Here is an 18,106-nt window from a genome sequence, read left to right as displayed (position 1 = left end):
TATCAGGATGCCGCCACACTGACATCCGTCAGTGTAACATCAGCGGTTTCGGAAAGTCCCATGGGCACCAGCACCACACCGGGTGCCACGGACTCGTCGTATTCGTTCGGCAGCGTAATCGGCCCTGCCGGCGTATTCAGAACGATTTCATCAGCCTCAATGGCGCTGCGCACAACCGGTCGAGCTGCACCCGCCGCCTTTTGCAGCGGCTCACTGCGTCTCACGATCGGATCAACGCTGTACAGCGACCACTCTCCCAGCACGACCGGTTTGTCACAGGTACGCGCTGGGATAGCGAGATCGCCCTGAACCGAGCCGAGCGATTGCGTTTGGGCTTTCGCCTCTTCAAGCACTTCATCTGCATGGACATAGTCGAACCCGTCCATATCCAGCAGATTGCCCAGTACGCGCAGAATCTTCCACAGCGGCTTGGCATCACCCGGTGCTGCTGAGGCAATTTTGAACGACTGCCAATCGCCGGTTGCGTTCACAAAGGTGCCCGCCGTTTCCGTATGCACGGCGATCGGCAGCATGATGTCGCTCACGGACCGCAGATACTCGGAGTCATAAGCCGTCAGGCTGATGACCGTGTCAGCCTGATCCAGCGCCTGTTTGAGGCGTGCACCATAAACGGTGTCCAGTTCTGGATCGATACCCACCACAATCCACGCTTTCTTGTCGCTTGCAAGCATGGAATCGATATTGCCGCCATTTGCAGGTACGGCGCCCACCTGATAGGCGCCCACTTCATTGGCACTTTGCGGCACCACATTGATCGTTGCCCCGGTCAGGTCGGCCAGGCGTGCAGACCAGAGCACAAAGTCGGCATAGAGCGGGCTCTGTTGCGCCATGGCGCCCACCATAATGGTGGCCTTGCCACTTTCAACAAGATCTTTTGCCCAGGCCTGATGCTGTTCGCTAACAACGGCATCCTCTGCACCCGCCGGGATTTCTGTTCCTTTCAGTTCGGCCGCCGCACGCACCAGCACCTTCAGAGTGTCGACCAGCGCCTGAGGATCGGCGATCACCTTATCCTCAAGGTCAAAGGTAAAGGGGTAATCCGCCACGTTTAGGACTCGCACGCGTGCGCCTTCCAGTTGTGCCTTGCGGACACGCAAATTCAGCAGTGGGATTTCATAACGCAGGTTGCTGCCCACCAGCAATACGCTCTCCATGGCTTCGATTTCCGGCAGCGTATTGACCAGACCTGGCGCAACAGGCTTGCCTGCCGCCTCATCAAGGCGGAAATCAATCTGGCGCAGGCGGGTTTCAATGTCCTTCACACCATGAGCATGCAGGAGCTTGCGCAACAGGTAGAGCTCCTCCACCGTCGCATTGGGTGATACCAGCACGCCCACGGTATCCGGATTATTGAGATGGGGTTTCAGCAGTTCGACCGTCTGATTGAGCGCATCCTCCCATTCCTGCTCGTCCCATTGCCCTTTTGACTTGGCAAGGGGAACGGTGAGACGATCTTGGCTGTTAATGCCCTCGTAGGCAAAGCGATCACGGTCGGACAGCCAGGTTTCGTTAATGGCCTCGTTATCCCGAGGCACCACACGCATCACTTTGTCCTGATAGGTATGTACTTCGATATGCGAACCCAGACTGTCGTGGGCCGCGATAGAAGGATGCGCCACCATTTCCCACGCACGCGCTTTGAAGCGGAACGGCTTGGAAGTCAACGCCCCGACCGGACACAGGTCGATAATGTTGCCGGAAATCTCCGAGGTAATGGACTTGCCCACATAGGTGGTGATTTCCATCCATTCGGAACGGCCCACAGCGCCCAGTTCCATGAGACCGGAGATCTCCTGGCCGAAACGCACGCAGCGGGTACAGTGAATGCAGCGCGTCATGTCGGTCGCGATCAGCGGGCCCACATCGTGATCGGGCACGACGCGCTTAGCTTCCGAATACTTGCCCACGTCGTTGCCATACTCGAACGCCACGTCCTGCAGCTCGCATTCCCCACCCTGATCGCAGATGGGGCAATCCAGCGGGTGGTTAATGAGCAGAAACTCCATGACCGCCTTCTGAGCGGCGCGTGCCTTGGGCGAGCGTGTATGCACCTTCATGCCATCGGTGACGGGCGTAGCGCACGCAGGCAGCGCCTTGGGCGCACCTTCCACCTCCACCAGGCACATGCGGCAGTTGGCAGCAATGGAGAGTTTCTTGTGATAACAGAAACGCGGAATGGGGATTTTCGCCTCATCGGCAACGTCGATGAGCATATCCCCTTCATGGGCTTCAACAATCTGGCCGTTAATTTCGATCTTAATCATAGCGTGCCATCCAGCTTATGCCCGGTCATAAATGCTGCAACCGTGCTCGATATAGTGTCTGAATTCGTGCTCAAAGTGCTCCAGGAAGCTGGCAACAGGAATGGCTGCCGCATCACCCAAGCCGCAGATCACGCGCCCCATGATCTTGCCGGATACATCCTTGAGCATGTCGATGTCTTCAGGACGACCCTTACCGGTGTAGATGCGGTGAACAACGCGGTGCATCCAACCGGTTCCCTCGCGGCAGGGGGTACATTGCCCGCACGACTCTTCATAGTAGAACCAAGTGAGACGATCCAGCGCCTTCACCATGTCCGTCGTTTCATCCATGATGATGACGGAGCCGGCGCCCAGGAAGGAGCCCGCCTTGGCAATGGAGTCGTAATCCATGTTCATTTCCAGCGCCTTTTCCGCCGGCAGAACGGCTGTAGAGGATCCGCCCGGAATAACCGCTTTCAGCTTGCGGCCTTTCCAGACGCCGCCAGCCAGCGCCAGAAGGTCCTTGAATGGCGTGCCCATGCGAATCTCATAGTTGCCAGGCTTCTCCACATGACCGGAGACGGAGAAAATCTTTGTCCCTCCCGCGCCCGGCACACCCAGATCGGCGAACCACTTGCCCCCTTTCGCCAGAATCATGGGAATGGACGCCAGGGTTTCCGTATTGTTGATGGTAGTCGGGCGACCGTACAGACCGAAACTGGCCGGGAATGGCGGCTTGAAGCGCGGTTGACCCTTCTTGCCCTCGATGGACTCAATCAGTGCCGTTTCTTCGCCACAGATGTAAGCACCTGCCCCCAGATGAGTGTAGAGGTCAAAATCCCAGCCGGATCCAAGAATGTTCTTGCCCAGCAGTCCGGCCTCATATGCCTGCTGCACCGCCTGATCAAAGCGCTTGTAAGGTTCCCAGAATTCGCCGCGGATGTAGTTGTAGCCCGTATTGGCCCCGATGACGTAGCCCGCGATCATCATGCCCTCCACCAGTTGATGGGGGTTATAGCGCAGGATGTCGCGGTCCTTGAACGTGCCCGGCTCACCTTCGTCAGAATTACACAGGATGTATTTCGGACCCGGTGCGTAGCGGTTCATGAAGCTCCACTTTAAGCCCGTGGGAAAGCCTGCACCACCGCGACCGCGGATATTGGACGCCTTCACCTCATCGATGATTTCCTGAGGCGTCAATTCACCGGCCAGCACCTTTTTCCAGACTTCATAACCACCATTGGCCATGTAGGTCTCGATGTCCCAGGATTTGTCCAGGTGATTGAGACGGTAGCAGCATTCGTTCAATGGGATAGACGCCATAACTTACTCCAGGCTTTCCAGCAGTTCATCCAACCGTTCGCGGGTCAGATTGCCGTAGTATTCCTTGCCAATCATGGCCACCGGTGCTTCGCCACAGGCGCCCAGACACTCCACCTTCTTGATGGAGAAACGTCCATCCGGGGTCACCTCGCCAATATCCACACCCAGCTTTTCCTTCAGATATTCGATCAAATCGTCCACATCACGGAGCAGACAGCTGATGTTGTGGCATACACAGATCTTGTGCTTGCCCACTGGCTGGTGCTCGTACATGGAGTAGAAAGTCGCCACCTCATAAACGGCTGCCGGCTGCATGCCCAGATAGGCCGCTACTTCGTCCATTAGCTCCGGTGTCAGATAGCCGCCATTCACCTCCTGAACGATGCGCAGGGCCGGCATGACAGCAGACTGACGCTGGTCGGCCGGATAATGGGAGATCCAGCGGTCAATCCGTTCCTTGACCTCTCCCTTGATCACCTTGAAGTCGGTGTCTTTCATCGGTCGATCTCCCCAAATACGATATCCTGCGTACCAATAATGGTGACCACGTCAGCAATCATGTGCCCCTTGCACATCTCATCCAGAGATGCGAGGTGTGCAAAGCCCGGGGCACGGATTTTCAGGCGATAGGGCTTGTTAGCGCCGTCCGAAACCAGATAGATGCCAAACTCTCCTTTCGGATGCTCCACCGCCGCATAGGCTTCACCTTCCGGCACGCTATAACCCTCGGTAAACAGCTTGAAGTGGTGGATCAGGGCTTCCATATTGGTCTTCATGGCCTCGCGGCTTGGCGGCGTCACCTTGTGGTTTTCCGCCATTACCGGACCGGGATTTTCACGCAGCCACTTGATGCACTGCTTGATAATCTTGTTGGACTCGCGCATTTCGGCCATGCGCACCAGATAGCGGTCGTAGCTGTCACCGTTCTTGCCCACAGGAATATCGAAATCAAGCTTGTCGTACACTTCGTACGGCTGCTTCTTGCGCAGGTCCCAGGCAATGCCCGAGCCTCGCAGCATGGGCCCGGTAAAGCCGAGCTGCAGAGCACGCTCCGGCGAAACCACACCAATATCGACGGTGCGCTGCTTCCAGATGCGGTTATCCGTCAATAGGGTTTCATATTCATCCAAGTAGCCCGGGAAGCGCTCCGTAAAGGCCTCGAGAAAATCAAGCAGGCTGCCCTCGCGCGTCTCGTTCAGGCGCTTGAGCTCCTTTTCAGAACGCCACTTGGATGGCTTGTACTTGGGCATGCTGTCAGGCAGATCGCGATAGACTCCACCCGGGCGGTAATAGGTGGCATGCAGCCGAGCACCGGAGACGGCCTCGTAGCAGTCCATCAGGTCTTCACGCTCGCGGAATGCGTACAGGAACACGGTCATGGCACCGATATCCAGGGCATGCGCCCCAACCCACAACAGGTGGTTGAGGATACGGGTGATTTCGTCGAACATGACGCGGATATACTGAGCACGCTCGGGCACTTCAATGCCCAGCAGCTTTTCAATGGCCAGTACATAGCCGTGTTCGTTACACATCATGGATACATAGTCGAGACGGTCCATGTAGCCGATGGACTGGTTGAACGGCTTGTACTCAGCCAGCTTTTCCGTACCGCGATGGAGCAGGCCAATGTGTGGATCCGAACGGACAACCGTTTCACCGTCCAACTCGAGAATCAGGCGCAACACACCGTGCGCAGAGGGGTGCTGCGGGCCAAAGTTAAGAGTGTAGTTCTTGATTTCTGCCATGACGCTTATCCTTCTTCACCGACCGGTTCATGGCGAATAACCCGGGGCACATTAACGCGGTTTTCAATGGAAACCGGCTCATAGACACAACGTGCCTTTTCCGGGTCGTAACGCATTTCCACATGACCGGTCAGCGGGAAATCCTTGCGCAAGGGGTGGCCGATAAAGCCGTAATCGGTCAGGATGCGACGCAGATCGGGATGACCCCTGAAGATGATGCCGAACAGATCGAAGGCCTCACGCTCGAACCAATTGGCCGCAGACCACACATCAACCACAGAATCGATCTCGGGCTGCTGTGTATCTTCGATAAAGGCGCGCACACGAATGCGACGGTTATGCTGCACGGAGAGCAGATGCATGACAACCGCAAAGCGACGAGGCATGTCCAGTGGCAGCTCGCTGACCACCTCTTCAAAGTCGAAGACGCCACGGCTGAAGCCTTCGTTTGGCGCCTCCAGCGTTTCCCAGTTGGTTCGCTTCCACGCCACATAATCAACACCGCACAGATCGATCAGCTGCTCAAAACCAAGCGTGTCGCGCAATGCCAAGGCCACCTCGTGCCAGCGCGTTGCATCCACCTCAATGGTGTACTCATCCAGCGCAATGACATCCTTTTCGATGGCATCGCCAAGGGCTTCGCGTGACTGGGTCTGCAGATCCAACAATGACTGTTTCATGGCCAATCCTTATCGCGCAATCGTATTGGTGCGCTTGATCTTCTGCTGCAGCTGCACAATGCCGTACAGCAGCGCCTCCGCGGTTGGCGGACAGCCTGGCACATACACATCCACGGGAACGATTCGATCACAGCCGCGCACGACAGAGTAGGAATAGTGGTAATAACCACCGCCATTGGCACAGGACCCCATGGAGATAACCCAACGGGGTTCTGCCATCTGGTCATAAACCTTGCGCAGGGCCGGCGCCATCTTGTTTACCAGCGTGCCGGCCACGATCATGACATCCGACTGGCGCGGACTGGGTCGAAAGATGACACCAAAACGGTCGAGGTCGTAACGGGATGCACCCGCATGCATCATCTCGACGGCGCAGCATGCCAGCCCAAACGTCATGGGCCACAGGGAGCCGGTACGCGCCCAGTTGATCAGCTTGTCCGCCGTGGTGGTAACGACACCCTCCTTGAGAACGCCTTCTACTCCCATTCCAGAGCCCCCTTGCGCCATTCATAGATGAACCCCACCACGAGCAACGCCAGAAAAACGGCCATACTCACCAGACCAAAGGTGCCGATCTCGTCCAGCACAACAGCCCATGGGAAGAGGAATGCGATCTCGAGGTCAAAGATAATGAAGAGAATCGCAACAAGATAGAAACGCACATCGAATTTCATGCGTGCGTCTTCGAATGCTTCAAAACCACACTCGTAGGGAGACAGCTTCTCGTCATCCGGCTTTTGCGGTCCCAGAAGGTAACCGACAACAATGGGACCCACACCAAAGAGAATGCCGAGCACGACAAACACAAGTATGGGGAGGTAGTTCTCCAGCATTGCAACCTCCTGATTTAAGCGACCCAGTGGGTCAAATATGGTGCCCAGGGCGGGAGTCGAACCCGCACGGCTTTCGCCACCACCCCCTCAAGATGGCGTGTCTACCAATTCCACCACCTGGGCAAATTTCTTATTCGGGCACCTTCGGTGCCGGTACAGCAGGCACATCCGCATCCTGGGTAGCAGGCTGCTGTACCTTTTCGATTACGCTCTTGTATTCACGTGTCTGATGACCCGTGATGTACACCAGCGTAATGCTGGTGATAAAGAATACCGTTGCCATGATCGCAGTCAGACGCGACAGAAACGTAGCAGCACCACGACTCCCGAACACGGACTGCGATGACCCCCCTCCAAAGCTGGCACCCGCATCAGCCCCCTTGCCGTGCTGGATCAACACGAGGCCGATAATGGCGAGTGCCACCAGAAGGTGGATTGTCAAAATAATGTTAAACATGCTTACCCTTTTGCAGTTGCTGCAGCATTACAGATGGCAAGAAAATCGTCCGCCACCAGAGACGCGCCGCCAATCAGGCCACCATCGATATCCGGCTGGGAAAACAGTTCCATTGCATTCCCGGGCTTTACGCTACCACCGTACTGAATGATCATGTCATCCGCCGCCTCGGCTGAAAGAAGGCGAATTTTATCACGAATAAAGGCATGAACTGCCTGCGCCTGCTCAGGGGATGCCGTCTTGCCGGTGCCGATCGCCCAAACCGGCTCATATGCCACCACAATATCAGCAAAGGCGTCACCGCCAACACGGTCAATTACTGCCTGCAGCTGACGCTCGATGACCTGCTCGGTAATCCCGGCGTCACGCTCCTCTAGGGTTTCACCCACACACAGAATAGGGGTCAGTCGTGCATTCAGCGCCACCTCAACCTTGCGGGCGATCAGATCGTCATCTTCGCCAAATAGGCTGCGACGCTCGGAATGGCCGAGAATGACGTAACGGCAATCGAACTCCTTGAGCATGGGCGCAGATACCTCACCCGTGAAGGCGCCGTACTCCGGCTCAGCCGCCATGTTCTGCGCACCTACCTTGATGGCAGGATTGTTCAGCGTACGCTGCACGTAATCGATATAAACGAACGGAGGGCATACCGCGACATCCACCTTGTCACCCTGTTGCCACGCCCGGGAGAGATCATTGATCAAACTCGCAATCATGGCCTTGCTGCCATGCATCTTCCAGTTCCCTGCAACAAAAGGCTTGCGCATCGTCCGCTCCGTTATTCAGCAAATCCCGATAATCTTATATGTAGATTGCAGCGATTACAATCTTGACAAATTCATGAATTTTTTGTTTCAAGCCACTCTGCAAGGGCCTGTGCCAACGCCTCGGCCTGAGCCGCATCCTGCGCCTCCACCATCACCCGGATCAGGGGCTCGGTTCCGGACGGACGCACCAGTATGCGCCCCTGCTCACCGAGCAGGGCTTGAGCCTCAGCGAGCCGCTCCTTCCACGCCGTGGTTTCCAGAATGGAGGGATCATCACAGCGGACATTCCTGAGCACGTTTGGAAACTTGTTGACCCGCCAGTCCTGCAGTCGCGTGCCCGTACGCTGCAGGACAGCCAGCACCTGCAAAGCGGCAATAATGCCATCACCGGTTGTCAGACGATGCATGCACAGTACATGCCCGGACGGTTCGGCACCAAAGCACCAGCGCCGTTCCTTCAATGCGGCCATCACATGACGGTCCCCGACCGGCGTTCTGACCAGCTTGATCCCCTGCTCGGCCAACGCCTGCTCAATGGCCATATTGGTCATGACGGTGCCCACCACCCCCTGGGGGCGCTCGCTCTGCCCAGTCGCCAGCAGATAAAGCACATCATCCCCGTCAAAGACTTCGCCCTCACTGTCCACGAACATGACGCGGTCGCCGTCTCCATCAAAGGCGATGCCGAGATCGGCCTGAGCCTCCCTTACGCGCTGGCGCAGCATGATCAGGTCCGTCGCGCCACAGCCGGCATTGATGTTGAGCCCGTCGGGCGAAACGTTGATGGCATCCACCTCGGCACCCAGCTCGGAAAACACGCTGGGAGCGATGTGATAGGTGGCACCATTGGCACAGTCCAGCACAATGCGCAGGCCCTTGAGCCCGACGGGGGCGTCATAGGTACTCTTGCAAAACTCGATATAGCGGCCTGGCGCATCATCAATACGCGATGCCTTGCCCAGGGCTTCGGAGGGAACCATCTTAAGGTCATGATGAAAAGCCGCCTCGATGGCTTCCTCTACCTCATCGGCCACCTTCTGGCCGTCAGCATCGAAGAACTTGATGCCGTTGTCATGATGCGGATTGTGCGAGGCACTGATCACGATGCCCATGTCCGCACTGAAGGTGCGCGTAAGATAGGCTATGGCTGGTGTCGGCATGGGCCCGGTCAGCAACACATCCACACCCGCCGCAATCAGGCCGGCTTCCAGGGCCGACTCGAACATATAGCCGGAAATGCGCGTATCCTTGCCAATGAGCACCTGCCGGCCGCCCTGTTCCCGCAGCACATGGCCAACTGCCCAGCCCAGCTTTAATACCTTATCTGGCCGGATCATGCCTCGGCCAACGCGATCGCGGATGCCGTCCGTGCCGAAAAAACGCTTTGTTTGTTTACTCATAGCAGTGCCATTGCAACCGTCAGTGCATCGACTGTCTCTTTAACATCATGAACCCGTACCACGCTCGCGCCCTTCAAGGCTGCCAACACCGCAGCTGAAACGCTGCCGCACACTCGCTCTTCGATCGGTGCGCCACCCAGCAGCTCGCCGATCATGCGCTTGCGCGATACACCCACCAGCACCGGATAGCCGCTGTCGACCAGGGTATCCAGTTCCGAAAAGAGTGCCTGATTGTGCTCAAGCGTCTTGCCAAAGCCAAACCCGGGGTCAAGCCAGATGGCACTGGAATCCAGACCGGTTTCCGCCTGCACCGCCTGCGCCCGGGCAAGCAAAAAGGCTTCCACATCAGCCACCACATCCGTGTAGACCGGATTGTCCTGCATGGTCTGCGGCGTGCCCTGTCGGTGCATCAGACAAACAGGCACCATTGCTTCACGCACAACATCCAGTGCCCCCGGTGCCTGCAGGGCATTTACATCATTAATCATGTCTGCACCGGCCTCCAGCGCAGCCGCCATCACCTCCGGCTTGCTGGTATCCACGGATATGGGCAGATTCGTTTCCGCACGCACCCACTTGATGGCTGGAATAACACGCGCCAACTCCTCCTCGAGCGAAACCGGTTCAGCGCCAGGGCGGGTTGACTCGCCACCAATATCGATCAGGTCAGCCCCAGCGGCAGCCATTTCGGTCGCATGCTGGCGAATCGCCGCCTCGTGGGTCCAGCGACCACCGTCCGAAAAGGAGTCTGGCGTCACGTTCAGAATACCCATGACCAGCGCACGATCAAGCGGTTCACTCCGCAACAGTGCCTGAAAGCGATTCAAGACATTCCTCCTCGACCCGTTTAGCTGAACCAAGTCATACCTAAAATAAAGCGGCAAGACATAAAAAAACCCCTGCTCGGCAGGGGCTCAAAAAATCGCTATCTTATCGCACTACTGCAACTTCGGTGCGCCATCCGGAATTGCACCGCTCGGCGCATCCTTGTCGGCATCCCCCTTTGACTCGGTCGCCTCTGCCGAGGTGTCAGCAGGTGCCGTCTCAGCGGGTGGCGTCTTGTCCTGACTGTCCTGCCAGTCCTTGGGCTGACCCGGGTCCTTGCCCTCCATAATGCGCTTGATCTGCTCGGCATCAATGGTCTCGTATTCGAGCAGGGCCTGTGCCATGGCGTGCAACTTGTCCATATTGTCCTCAAGGATCTTCTTGGCACGCGCATAGTTGGTGTCGATGATGCGCCGCACCTCTTCGTCGATCAGCTCCTTGGTTTCATCGGATACATAGCTCACGATACCACCACTGCCGAGGAAACCATTCTGTTCTTCCTCTTCGTAGAGCAGTGGACCGAGGCGCTCGGACAGCCCCCACTTCGCTACCATGTTGCGCGCCAGCTTGGTGGCTCGCTCGATATCGTTGCTGGCGCCCGTGGTGACCTTTTCCGGACCAAAAATCAACTCTTCCGCTATGCGTCCACCATAAAGGGAGCACAACTGGCTTTCCAGCTTGGTCTTGGAATAGCTCCAGCTGTCCTCTTCCGGCAGATACATGGTCACACCCAGCGCCTTGCCGCGCGGGATGATACTGACCTTGTACACCGGATCATGCTCGGGCATCAGATAGCCAATAATGGCATGCCCCGCCTCGTGATAGGCCGTAAGCTTTTTCTCTTCCTCGCTCATGACCATGGTCTTGCGTTCCACGCCCATGAGGATCTTGTCCTTCGCCTTTTCGAAGTGGCGCATGTAGACCTTGTCGGAGTTTTCACGGGCCGCGATCAGTGCCGCCTCATTCACCAGGTTGGCCAGATCAGCGCCGGAGAAACCGGGCGTCCCCCGCGCGATAACCGCAGGATCCACATCCTCGCCCACCGGAATCTTGCGCATGTGCACCTTGAGGATCTGTTCACGGCCGCGCACATCCGGCAGACCAACCGTGACCTGACGGTCGAAACGACCCGGACGCAGCAGCGCCGGATCCAGGACATCGGGACGGTTGGTCGCGGCGATAACGATAATACCTTCGCTGCCCTCAATACCGTCCATTTCCACCAGCAGCTGGTTCAGGGTCTGCTCACGCTCGTCATTGCCGCCGCCAATGCCGACACCGCGGCTGCGACCCACCGCATCGATCTCGTCGATGAAGATGATGCAGGGCGCGTTGGCACGGGCCTGCTCGAACAGGTCGCGCACGCGAGACGCACCCACGCCCACGAACATTTCCACGAAGTCCGAGCCGGAAATGCTGAAGAACGGCACATTGGCTTCGCCGGCAATCGCCTTGGCCAGCAACGTCTTACCCGTTCCCGGCGGCCCCACCATGAGTACACCCTTGGGAATCTTGGCACCCAGCTTCTGGAACTTTTCCGGATTCTTGAGGAAATCAACGACCTCCTTCACTTCCTCCTTGGCTTCCTCAGCGCCTGCCACATCATCAAACGTGACCTTCACCTGCTCCGGCGTCAGCATGCGCGCCTTGGACTTGCCAAACGAGAAGGGACCGCCCTTGCCGCCCATGCCGCCGTTGGCCATGCCGCGCATGGCCCACAGCCACACCGCAATCAACAACAGCATGGGGAACCAGGAAATGAAGATCTGCATCAATACGCTCTGCTGCTCGGGTGGACGCGCCACAATGCGCACGTTGTTATCGAGCAGATCCCCCATCAGACCCGGATCACCTGGGTTGTAGGTGGAGAAGGTCTTGCCATCCGTATAGACACCGCGAATCAGATTGCCCTGGATTTCCACTTGAGCGACCCGGCCGCTGCGCACATCCTGAATGAACTGGGTATAGTCCAGTCGATGGGTCGTGCCCATGTTCTGGCTGCCAAAGTGATTGAACACGGTCAGCAGCACAACAGTGAGCACGGTCCAGATGATTAGATTCTTGATCAAGTCGTTGTTATTATTGTTGTTTGGTGGGTTTGCCATACGCTATCAACTTTTAGTGGTTTGACACACAACTTTACTGCAAGCAGAGAGAAAATGCCAGCGCAAAATAAACAAAACTAAAACGCTTATAAACTTTACTTTTTGCCACGCGCAAGCAGATAGACCTCGCGACTGCGTGGACGGGAGGCTTTGGGCTTGCGCGTGATCACCTTGCCATAGCGTTCGCGCAGGGCACGGTGCAATTCATCGAAGCCTTCCCCCTGAAACACCTTCATGAGCAGATCGCCGCCGGGCTTCAATGCCTGATCGGCGAAGTCCATGGCCAACTCGGCCAGATACATAGCGCGTGGAATGTCCACTGCAGTATTGCCACTCATATTGGGGGCCATGTCCGACATGACCAGATCTACTTCACGACCATCCAGGGCATCCAGCAGCTTCTGATAGACCTCGTCTTCTCGAAAGTCCCCCTGAATAAAGGTGATGCCGGCAAAGGGCTCCACCGGCAAAATATCCAGCGCGTACACATGCCCCTTTTCGCCAATACGATGGGTGACCCACTGCGACCACCCCCCCGGGGCCGCTCCCAGGTCCACTACGGTCATGCCCGGCTTGAACAACTTATCCTTCTCGTCGATCTCCTGCAACTTGTAGACCGCACGGGAGCGCCAGCCTTCGCGCTGCGCCTTTTGGACGTAATAGTCGTCGAAATGTTCCTTGAGCCAGCGTTTCGAGGATTTGCTTCGAGCCATGACTTACAATGTGTCTCAATTTGGAAAGGAGCATTATATATGGCGTTGACCATTCAGCAGAAAAAGGCCCTGCGTGGCCTGGCCCACCATCTCAACCCGGTGATTCAGATCGGCGCCAAAGGGGTGACCGACGCCCTGATGGATGAGCTGAACAGCACGCTGGATCATCACGAGCTGATCAAGATCAGGATCAACGAGGGCGATCGCGAAGAACGCAAGGCGATCATTGAAGCCGTCGTAAACGCCACCGGCGCAGAACTGGTGCAAAGCATCGGCAAGGTGTTTGTGCTCTTCCGCCGCAATCCGGAGAAAAAGGACAGCGACTTTGCCCAGCTCCGCTGAAGCCGTCAGCGAATCTGATCCAGTCCGCGCCCCAGGTCTGCCTTGATATCCTCGATGGATTCGAGCCCCACCGAAACGCGCAGCAGATTGTCAGTAATGCCGGCGGCAAGGCGTGCCTCGGGCTCCACACGAGAATGGGTCGTGGTCGCGGGATGGGTGATCAGCGTCTTGGTATCGCCCAGATTAGCGGTAATGTGAATCATCTCCAGGCTGTCCACCACCTTCCAGGCATCCCCTCGCCCGCCCTTGATACGGAAACTGACCAGTCCGCCACCCGCTTTCTGCTGACGCATGGCCAGCTCATGCTGTGGGTGCGAAGGCAGCCCCGGGTAGAACACCTGCTCCACTGCGGGATGGTCGCTGAGCCACTGCGCCAATGCCAGTGCATTAGCTGAATGCGCTTGCATGCGTACATGCAGCGTTTCCAGCCCCTTGAAGAACACCCAGGCATTGAACGGGCTCATGCTGGGACCACAGGTGCGCAGGAAACCGCGCACGTGTTCCTCGACCAGTGATTCCGGGCCCACGACCGCACCGCCGACACAGCGCCCCTGCCCATCCAGAAACTTGGTAGCAGAATGGATGACAAGGTCCGCGCCCAGCTTGAGCGGCTGCTGCAGCGCCGGCGTGCAGAAACAGTTATCTACCACCAGCAGGCAGTCATGGGCGTGTGCAATCTCCGCCAGGCGTTGGATATCGGCCACGTCCGTCATGGGATTGGAGGGCGTTTCCAGAAACAGCATTCTGGTTTCGGGGCGGATGGCGGCAGCCCACGCATCGTAGTCGGTCAACGGCACGTAGGTGGTGTCAATGCCCAGCTTGCCCAGATACTTGGAAAACAGCACCTTTGTGGTGCCAAAAATGCTCTGGGACGAGACAATGTGATCACCGCTTTCCAGCATGCCGAGCATCAGCGACAGAATCGCGCTCATACCGGAGGCCGTGCCCACGCAGGCTTCCCCCCCTTCCATGGCCGCAAGGCGCTGCTCGAAGGTGCGCACGGTAGGATTGGTAAAACGGGAATAGATATTGCCCGGCTCGTCTCCACTGAAACGAGCCGCGGCCTGCGCAGCAGAATCAAACGCAAAACTGGATGTGGGAAAAATCGCTTCGCTGTTCTCCCCTTCCGGTGTGCGCCGGTAGCCGCCGTGAATCGCAAAGGTTTCTTCAGACCAGGTCATCCTATTCTCCCACGTTGGTCATGCCAACCGGCTCGTCACCCACCGGCTGGTTGCCGTGGCGGCTGCGCTCCAGCTCCGCCAGATACTCGGGCGTGATGTCGCCGGTGACATATTCGCCACTGAAACAGGAGGTGTCGAAACAGGGAATCACCTTGTTGCCCTCACGGACCGCGTCCACCAGATCATCCAGATCCTGATAGATGAGGCAATCTGCGCCGATGAACGCGGCGATCTCGTCAACCGTGCGGCCATTGGCGATCAGTTCCGATGCGGCCGGCATGTCGATGCCGTACACATAGGGGTAGCGCACCGGTGGCGCAGCGGAAGCGAAATAGACCTTGTTGGCACCGGCATCCCGCGCCATCTGCACGATTTCGCCCGAGGTGGTGCCACGCACGATGGAGTCATCCACCAGCAGCACGTTCTTGCCCTCGAACTCCAGCCCCACGGGGTTGAGTTTCTGACGAACCGACTTCTTGCGCTGCTGCTGGCCAGGCATGATAAAGGTGCGGCCAATATAGCGGTTCTTGATAAAGCCTTCCCGATAGGGCTTGCCGAGGGTTTCTGCCAACTGCAGGGCACTGGTGCGGCTGGTGTCAGGAATGGGGATGACCACATCGATGTCGTTGTCGGGCCATTCGCGCAGGATTTTCTCACCCAGCTTGCGTCCCATGCGCAGGCGTGCCTTGTAGACGGAAATGCCGTCGATCATGGAGTCCGGCCGGGCAAAATAGACGAACTCGAAAATACAGGGGGCATACTGAGGGTTATCATGACACTGCTCAAACAGCAGTTCGCCGTCCTGGGTCATTACCACCGCCTCGCCCGGCGCCACATCGCGCACCACCTTGAATCCGAGGCCATCCAGGGCCACGCTTTCGGAGGCAACGATATAGTCCTTCTTGCCCTGTGCATTCTCCCGCTCACCCACAATCAGCGGACGCAGGCCGTAGGGATCGCGGAAGGCAAACACGCCTATATCGGCGATCATGCCCACCGTAGCGTAGCCACCACGCACACGCTCGTGGACGCGGCGGATGGCGGCAAAAATATCCGCCGGCTCCGGCTTGAGCTTGTGCTGCTGCATCAGTTCATGGGCAAACACGTTCAGCAGCACTTCAGAGTCGGAATTGGTATTGAGATGACGCAGATCCTGCGTATAGATCTCCTTGCGCAGCTGCTGTGCGTTGGTCAGATTGCCGTTGTGTCCCATGGCGATGCCATAGGGCGCATTGACGTAAAATGGCTGTGCCTCGGCGCTGGATGAGGTACCAGCGGTGGGATAACGCACATGGCCGATCCCCATGCTGCCGATCAGTTCACGCATGTGGCGTGTCCGGAAGACATCCTTGACCAGTCCGTTGTCCTTGCGCTGGAAAAAGCGTCCGTTATGACAGGTCACAATCCCGGCCGCATCCTGACCGCGGTGCTGCAGGATGGTCAGACCGTCATAAATGGACTGGTTGACCAGGGTTTCGTCGGTATGGACGATGCCGATAACTCCGCACATGTTCCGTTTCCTATGATTGAGGTGGTAAGGGTTCAATAATACTGTTGGTATGGAAGCGCTTGTCCACGATCCGCTTCAGTCTCAAGGCTTCCTCTTTCGAGTCCACCGGGGCCAGGCGCACGGAATAGACCGTCTGCCCCTTGGCGTTCATGAATTTCCTGTAGGTGGCGTCATACCCCTGTTCATTGAGCGTGGCCACCAGATCGTTGGCCTGACGGGCGGTAAAGTAGGCCGCCACCTTCACCAGCCAGCGTTGCGCGTGATTGGATGCCTTGACAGCCCGCTTCGCTGATTCCATACCCTGATCCGAGCTGTCAGCCTGTTTTTTCCCCTGTGCAACAGGGGGGTCCCCGACTTTTTCAGCAGCCTCTTTTTTGCGCTCTGCAGAAGACGTTACTGAAGCCGGTTTTTTTGTCAAATCAGCTGCTTGCGCCTCATTTTTGCGTGTTTTTTCAGGTTTTGTTGTATCCGATCCCCTTTCATTGGTCGGGCTGGCATGAGGTTGGGCATCCGTCTGCTTCGCATCACTCACACGCAGGGGCTGTGCCACGATCACGGCCTTGTCTGCCTGCGGCGCAGCCGGCACCGCACTGTCCGGATCAAAATTGACCGGATGGCTGTACCAGTGCCCCACCACCACAATGAGCAGCACAAACCAGATGATCGCGCCGGTCAGTTGATTGCGTAGCTTCTCATCCATGCTCGATCTGCTGCAGGGCCTCACCTGCGGTAATAAAGGAACCGGTCACCAACACGGGCAGTGTCCTCTGTTGTGCCGCGGCCACCGCTGCTGCCATGCTGTCATGGAAATGAATCGCAGAGTCCGGCACCCCCAGCTGCACCAGCTGCTGGCCCAGCGCCTGGGGCGAAAGCGCACGCTCGCCAGGCAACGGCGCCAGGTCCCACACGGCAGCCAGCGGCGCAAGCACACGCAGCGTGTCTGCAATGGCCTTGTCTGCCATCATACCCAAAATCACCTGCAGAGGGCGCTGCGGCGCCAAATAGGCAACCACCTCGGCCATGGCCTGCGGATTATGCGCCACATCGACCCACCAGGACTGCCCCTTGACCTCGCGATGTTCCAATCGACCGGGATTGCGCACCTGCGTCAGCCCCCTTTCGATCAGGCGGCGGGGCAGATAAAAATAGGCTGGCAGCTGTTCCAGTACGGCGAGGACACCCGCCGCGTTCTGCAGCTGAAAATCCCCCCGCAGCGCCGGTCGCGGCAGATGTTTCAGCGTGGCTGCGCCGTGGTAATCCCAACCTGTCCCGTGAGTGCGATAGGAAAAATCCGCCCCCAGCCGCTTAAGGTGCACACCCAGTTCTTCAGCATGCTCCAGCACACTTTTCGGTGGGTTTGGGTCGGAGACAACGGCTTTTTGCTGCGGACGAAAGATACCCGCCTTCTCGCGCCCAATGGCTTCACGGTCATTCCCCAGCCACTGCGCATGATCCACATCAACCGCGGTGACAAGGGCGATATCGGCATCGACAATATTGGCGGCATCCAGGCGTCCGCCCAGACCGACTTCAAGCACGATCAAGTCAAGATGCTGCGCCGAAAAGATTGACAGCGCGGCCAGTGTGCCATACTCAAAAAAGGTCAGCGGAATATCACCGCGGGCGTTTTCGATGCGGTTGAACGCCGCAATGAGGGTGTCGTCATCCACTGGTTCGCCTGACAGACGGATGCGCTCGTTATAGCGCAGCAGATGCGGAGAGGTATAGGTGCCGATACGATAGGCGCCAGCGAGAATGGCTTCCAGCATGGCCACGCTGGAGCCCTTGCCATTGGTGCCGGCAACGGTTACTACGGGTGCCTTGAGCGGTAGCAGCTCCATGCGCTCGGCCACGGTGCGCACGCGCTCCAGACCCAGCTCGATGGCATTGGGGTGCACCCGCTGCTGGTAATCAAGCCACTGTGTCAGCGACCAGTCCTTGTGCGGGTGCATGCT

General features: G+C 57.6%; 18 protein-coding genes and 1 tRNA gene. 1 reads left to right on the top strand and 18 read right to left on the bottom strand.

Annotation, left to right across the window (positions count from 1 at the left end; all coding sequences use genetic code 11):
* Window positions 1-2: 2 nt before the first annotated feature.
* From nuoG to rlmE, 14 genes are all read right to left on the bottom strand, one after another.
* A complete protein-coding gene (gene nuoG / locus BUQ81_RS03815; protein WP_074201072.1) occupies window positions 3-2,285 on the bottom strand; it encodes an NADH-quinone oxidoreductase subunit NuoG in 2,283 nt (760 codons plus the stop codon).
* A 15-nt stretch (window positions 2,286-2,300) separates the two neighbouring features.
* Window positions 2,301-3,587, bottom strand: coding sequence for an NADH-quinone oxidoreductase subunit NuoF (nuoF, locus tag BUQ81_RS03810; protein WP_074201071.1), 1,287 nt, complete (start codon window positions 3,585-3,587; stop codon window positions 2,301-2,303).
* Window positions 3,588-3,590: 3 nt separating this feature from the next.
* Window positions 3,591-4,085: an NADH-quinone oxidoreductase subunit NuoE gene (nuoE, locus tag BUQ81_RS03805; RefSeq protein WP_074201070.1), complete on the bottom strand. Its 495-nt coding sequence runs from the start codon at window positions 4,083-4,085 to the stop codon at window positions 3,591-3,593.
* Window positions 4,082-5,335, bottom strand: coding sequence for an NADH-quinone oxidoreductase subunit D (locus tag BUQ81_RS03800; RefSeq protein ID WP_074201069.1), 1,254 nt, complete (start codon window positions 5,333-5,335; stop codon window positions 4,082-4,084). The genes nuoE and BUQ81_RS03800 overlap by 4 nt, the downstream gene beginning before the upstream one ends.
* A gap of 5 nt (window positions 5,336-5,340) precedes the next feature.
* Window positions 5,341-6,015: an NADH-quinone oxidoreductase subunit C gene (locus BUQ81_RS03795; RefSeq protein ID WP_143598454.1), complete on the bottom strand. Its 675-nt coding sequence runs from the start codon at window positions 6,013-6,015 to the stop codon at window positions 5,341-5,343.
* A 9-nt stretch (window positions 6,016-6,024) separates the two neighbouring features.
* Window positions 6,025-6,501 carry a NuoB/complex I 20 kDa subunit family protein gene (locus tag BUQ81_RS03790; RefSeq protein WP_074201067.1) on the bottom strand — a complete coding sequence of 159 codons (477 nt, stop codon included), beginning with the start codon at window positions 6,499-6,501 and terminating at the stop codon, window positions 6,025-6,027.
* Window positions 6,492-6,848, bottom strand: coding sequence for an NADH-quinone oxidoreductase subunit A (locus tag BUQ81_RS03785; RefSeq protein ID WP_074201066.1), 357 nt, complete (start codon window positions 6,846-6,848; stop codon window positions 6,492-6,494). Before BUQ81_RS03785 ends, BUQ81_RS03790 begins: the two co-directional genes overlap by 10 nt.
* 38 nt (window positions 6,849-6,886) lie before the next feature.
* A tRNA-Leu gene (locus BUQ81_RS03780) sits at window positions 6,887-6,971 on the bottom strand.
* A 7-nt stretch (window positions 6,972-6,978) separates the two neighbouring features.
* Window positions 6,979-7,305 (bottom strand): preprotein translocase subunit SecG, encoded by a 327-nt coding sequence (gene secG / locus BUQ81_RS03775; RefSeq protein WP_074201065.1) that lies wholly within the window; start codon window positions 7,303-7,305, stop codon window positions 6,979-6,981.
* A gap of 2 nt (window positions 7,306-7,307) precedes the next feature.
* On the bottom strand, window positions 7,308-8,075 hold the full coding sequence (gene tpiA / locus BUQ81_RS03770) for a triose-phosphate isomerase (protein ID WP_074201064.1): 768 nt from the start codon (window positions 8,073-8,075) through the stop codon (window positions 7,308-7,310).
* 71 nt (window positions 8,076-8,146) lie between these two features.
* Window positions 8,147-9,475 (bottom strand): phosphoglucosamine mutase, encoded by a 1,329-nt coding sequence (gene glmM / locus BUQ81_RS03765; protein WP_074201063.1) that lies wholly within the window; start codon window positions 9,473-9,475, stop codon window positions 8,147-8,149.
* Complete coding sequence (gene folP / locus BUQ81_RS03760) at window positions 9,472-10,302, bottom strand: dihydropteroate synthase (protein ID WP_327192026.1); 831 nt, start codon at window positions 10,300-10,302, stop codon at window positions 9,472-9,474. The genes glmM and folP overlap by 4 nt, the downstream gene beginning before the upstream one ends.
* Window positions 10,303-10,413: 111 nt before the next feature.
* Window positions 10,414-12,405, bottom strand: coding sequence for an ATP-dependent zinc metalloprotease FtsH (gene ftsH / locus BUQ81_RS03755; protein WP_074201062.1), 1,992 nt, complete (start codon window positions 12,403-12,405; stop codon window positions 10,414-10,416).
* Window positions 12,406-12,500: 95 nt separating this feature from the next.
* Window positions 12,501-13,118 carry a 23S rRNA (uridine(2552)-2'-O)-methyltransferase RlmE gene (rlmE, locus tag BUQ81_RS03750; RefSeq protein ID WP_074201061.1) on the bottom strand — a complete coding sequence of 206 codons (618 nt, stop codon included), beginning with the start codon at window positions 13,116-13,118 and terminating at the stop codon, window positions 12,501-12,503.
* A gap of 39 nt (window positions 13,119-13,157) precedes the next feature.
* Here rlmE and yhbY point away from each other — a divergent pair, with 39 nt between their 5' ends.
* Window positions 13,158-13,460: a ribosome assembly RNA-binding protein YhbY gene (gene yhbY, locus BUQ81_RS03745; RefSeq protein ID WP_074201060.1), complete on the top strand. Its 303-nt coding sequence runs from the start codon at window positions 13,158-13,160 to the stop codon at window positions 13,458-13,460.
* Window positions 13,461-13,465: 5 nt separating this feature from the next.
* Here yhbY and BUQ81_RS03740 read toward each other — a convergent pair whose 3' ends face one another.
* From BUQ81_RS03740 to folC, 4 genes are read right to left on the bottom strand one after another with little or no spacing between them, the layout of a single operon-like run.
* The gene (locus BUQ81_RS03740) at window positions 13,466-14,641 is read right to left on the bottom strand and encodes an O-succinylhomoserine sulfhydrylase (RefSeq protein ID WP_074201059.1); all 1,176 of its coding nucleotides are present in this window, start codon (window positions 14,639-14,641) and stop codon (window positions 13,466-13,468) included.
* Window position 14,642: 1 nt separating this feature from the next.
* The gene (gene purF, locus BUQ81_RS03735) at window positions 14,643-16,151 is read right to left on the bottom strand and encodes an amidophosphoribosyltransferase (protein ID WP_074201058.1); all 1,509 of its coding nucleotides are present in this window, start codon (window positions 16,149-16,151) and stop codon (window positions 14,643-14,645) included.
* Window positions 16,152-16,161: 10 nt separating this feature from the next.
* Complete coding sequence (locus tag BUQ81_RS03730) at window positions 16,162-16,851, bottom strand: SPOR domain-containing protein (RefSeq protein ID WP_074201057.1); 690 nt, start codon at window positions 16,849-16,851, stop codon at window positions 16,162-16,164.
* Window positions 16,844-18,103 (bottom strand): bifunctional tetrahydrofolate synthase/dihydrofolate synthase, encoded by a 1,260-nt coding sequence (gene folC / locus BUQ81_RS03725; RefSeq protein ID WP_074201056.1) that lies wholly within the window; start codon window positions 18,101-18,103, stop codon window positions 16,844-16,846. Before folC ends, BUQ81_RS03730 begins: the two co-directional genes overlap by 8 nt.
* Between the last annotated feature and the right edge of the window lie 3 nt (window positions 18,104-18,106).

It is taken from the genome of Sulfurivirga caldicuralii (assembly GCF_900141795.1).
GTDB classification, from domain to species: Bacteria; Pseudomonadota; Gammaproteobacteria; order Thiomicrospirales; family Thiomicrospiraceae; genus Sulfurivirga; species Sulfurivirga caldicuralii.
This window is presented reverse-complemented; position numbering and strand designations above follow the sequence as displayed.

Bases quoted from the DNA above. Each gene is read 5' to 3' on its own strand.
- nuoG (WP_074201072.1), bottom strand. From the start codon at position 2,285: ATGATTAAGATCGAAATTAACGGCCAGATTGTTGAAGCCCATGAAGGG.
- nuoF (WP_074201071.1), bottom strand. From the start codon at position 3,587: ATGGCGTCTATCCCATTGAACGAATGCTGCTACCGTCTCAATCACCTG.
- nuoE (WP_074201070.1), bottom strand. From the start codon at position 4,085: ATGAAAGACACCGACTTCAAGGTGATCAAGGGAGAGGTCAAGGAACGG.
- BUQ81_RS03800 (WP_074201069.1), bottom strand. From the start codon at position 5,335: ATGGCAGAAATCAAGAACTACACTCTTAACTTTGGCCCGCAGCACCCC.
- BUQ81_RS03795 (WP_143598454.1), bottom strand. From the start codon at position 6,015: ATGAAACAGTCATTGTTGGATCTGCAGACCCAGTCACGCGAAGCCCTT.
- BUQ81_RS03790 (WP_074201067.1), bottom strand. From the start codon at position 6,501: ATGGGAGTAGAAGGCGTTCTCAAGGAGGGTGTCGTTACCACCACGGCG.
- BUQ81_RS03785 (WP_074201066.1), bottom strand. From the start codon at position 6,848: ATGCTGGAGAACTACCTCCCCATACTTGTGTTTGTCGTGCTCGGCATT.
- secG (WP_074201065.1), bottom strand. From the start codon at position 7,305: ATGTTTAACATTATTTTGACAATCCACCTTCTGGTGGCACTCGCCATT.
- tpiA (WP_074201064.1), bottom strand. From the start codon at position 8,075: ATGCGCAAGCCTTTTGTTGCAGGGAACTGGAAGATGCATGGCAGCAAG.
- glmM (WP_074201063.1), bottom strand. From the start codon at position 9,475: ATGAGTAAACAAACAAAGCGTTTTTTCGGCACGGACGGCATCCGCGAT.
- ftsH (WP_074201062.1), bottom strand. From the start codon at position 12,405: ATGGCAAACCCACCAAACAACAATAATAACAACGACTTGATCAAGAAT.
- rlmE (WP_074201061.1), bottom strand. From the start codon at position 13,118: ATGGCTCGAAGCAAATCCTCGAAACGCTGGCTCAAGGAACATTTCGAC.
- yhbY (WP_074201060.1), top strand. From the start codon at position 13,158: ATGGCGTTGACCATTCAGCAGAAAAAGGCCCTGCGTGGCCTGGCCCAC.
- BUQ81_RS03740 (WP_074201059.1), bottom strand. From the start codon at position 14,641: ATGACCTGGTCTGAAGAAACCTTTGCGATTCACGGCGGCTACCGGCGC.
- purF (WP_074201058.1), bottom strand. From the start codon at position 16,151: ATGTGCGGAGTTATCGGCATCGTCCATACCGACGAAACCCTGGTCAAC.
- BUQ81_RS03730 (WP_074201057.1), bottom strand. From the start codon at position 16,851: ATGGATGAGAAGCTACGCAATCAACTGACCGGCGCGATCATCTGGTTT.
- folC (WP_074201056.1), bottom strand. From the start codon at position 18,103: ATGCACCCGCACAAGGACTGGTCGCTGACACAGTGGCTTGATTACCAG.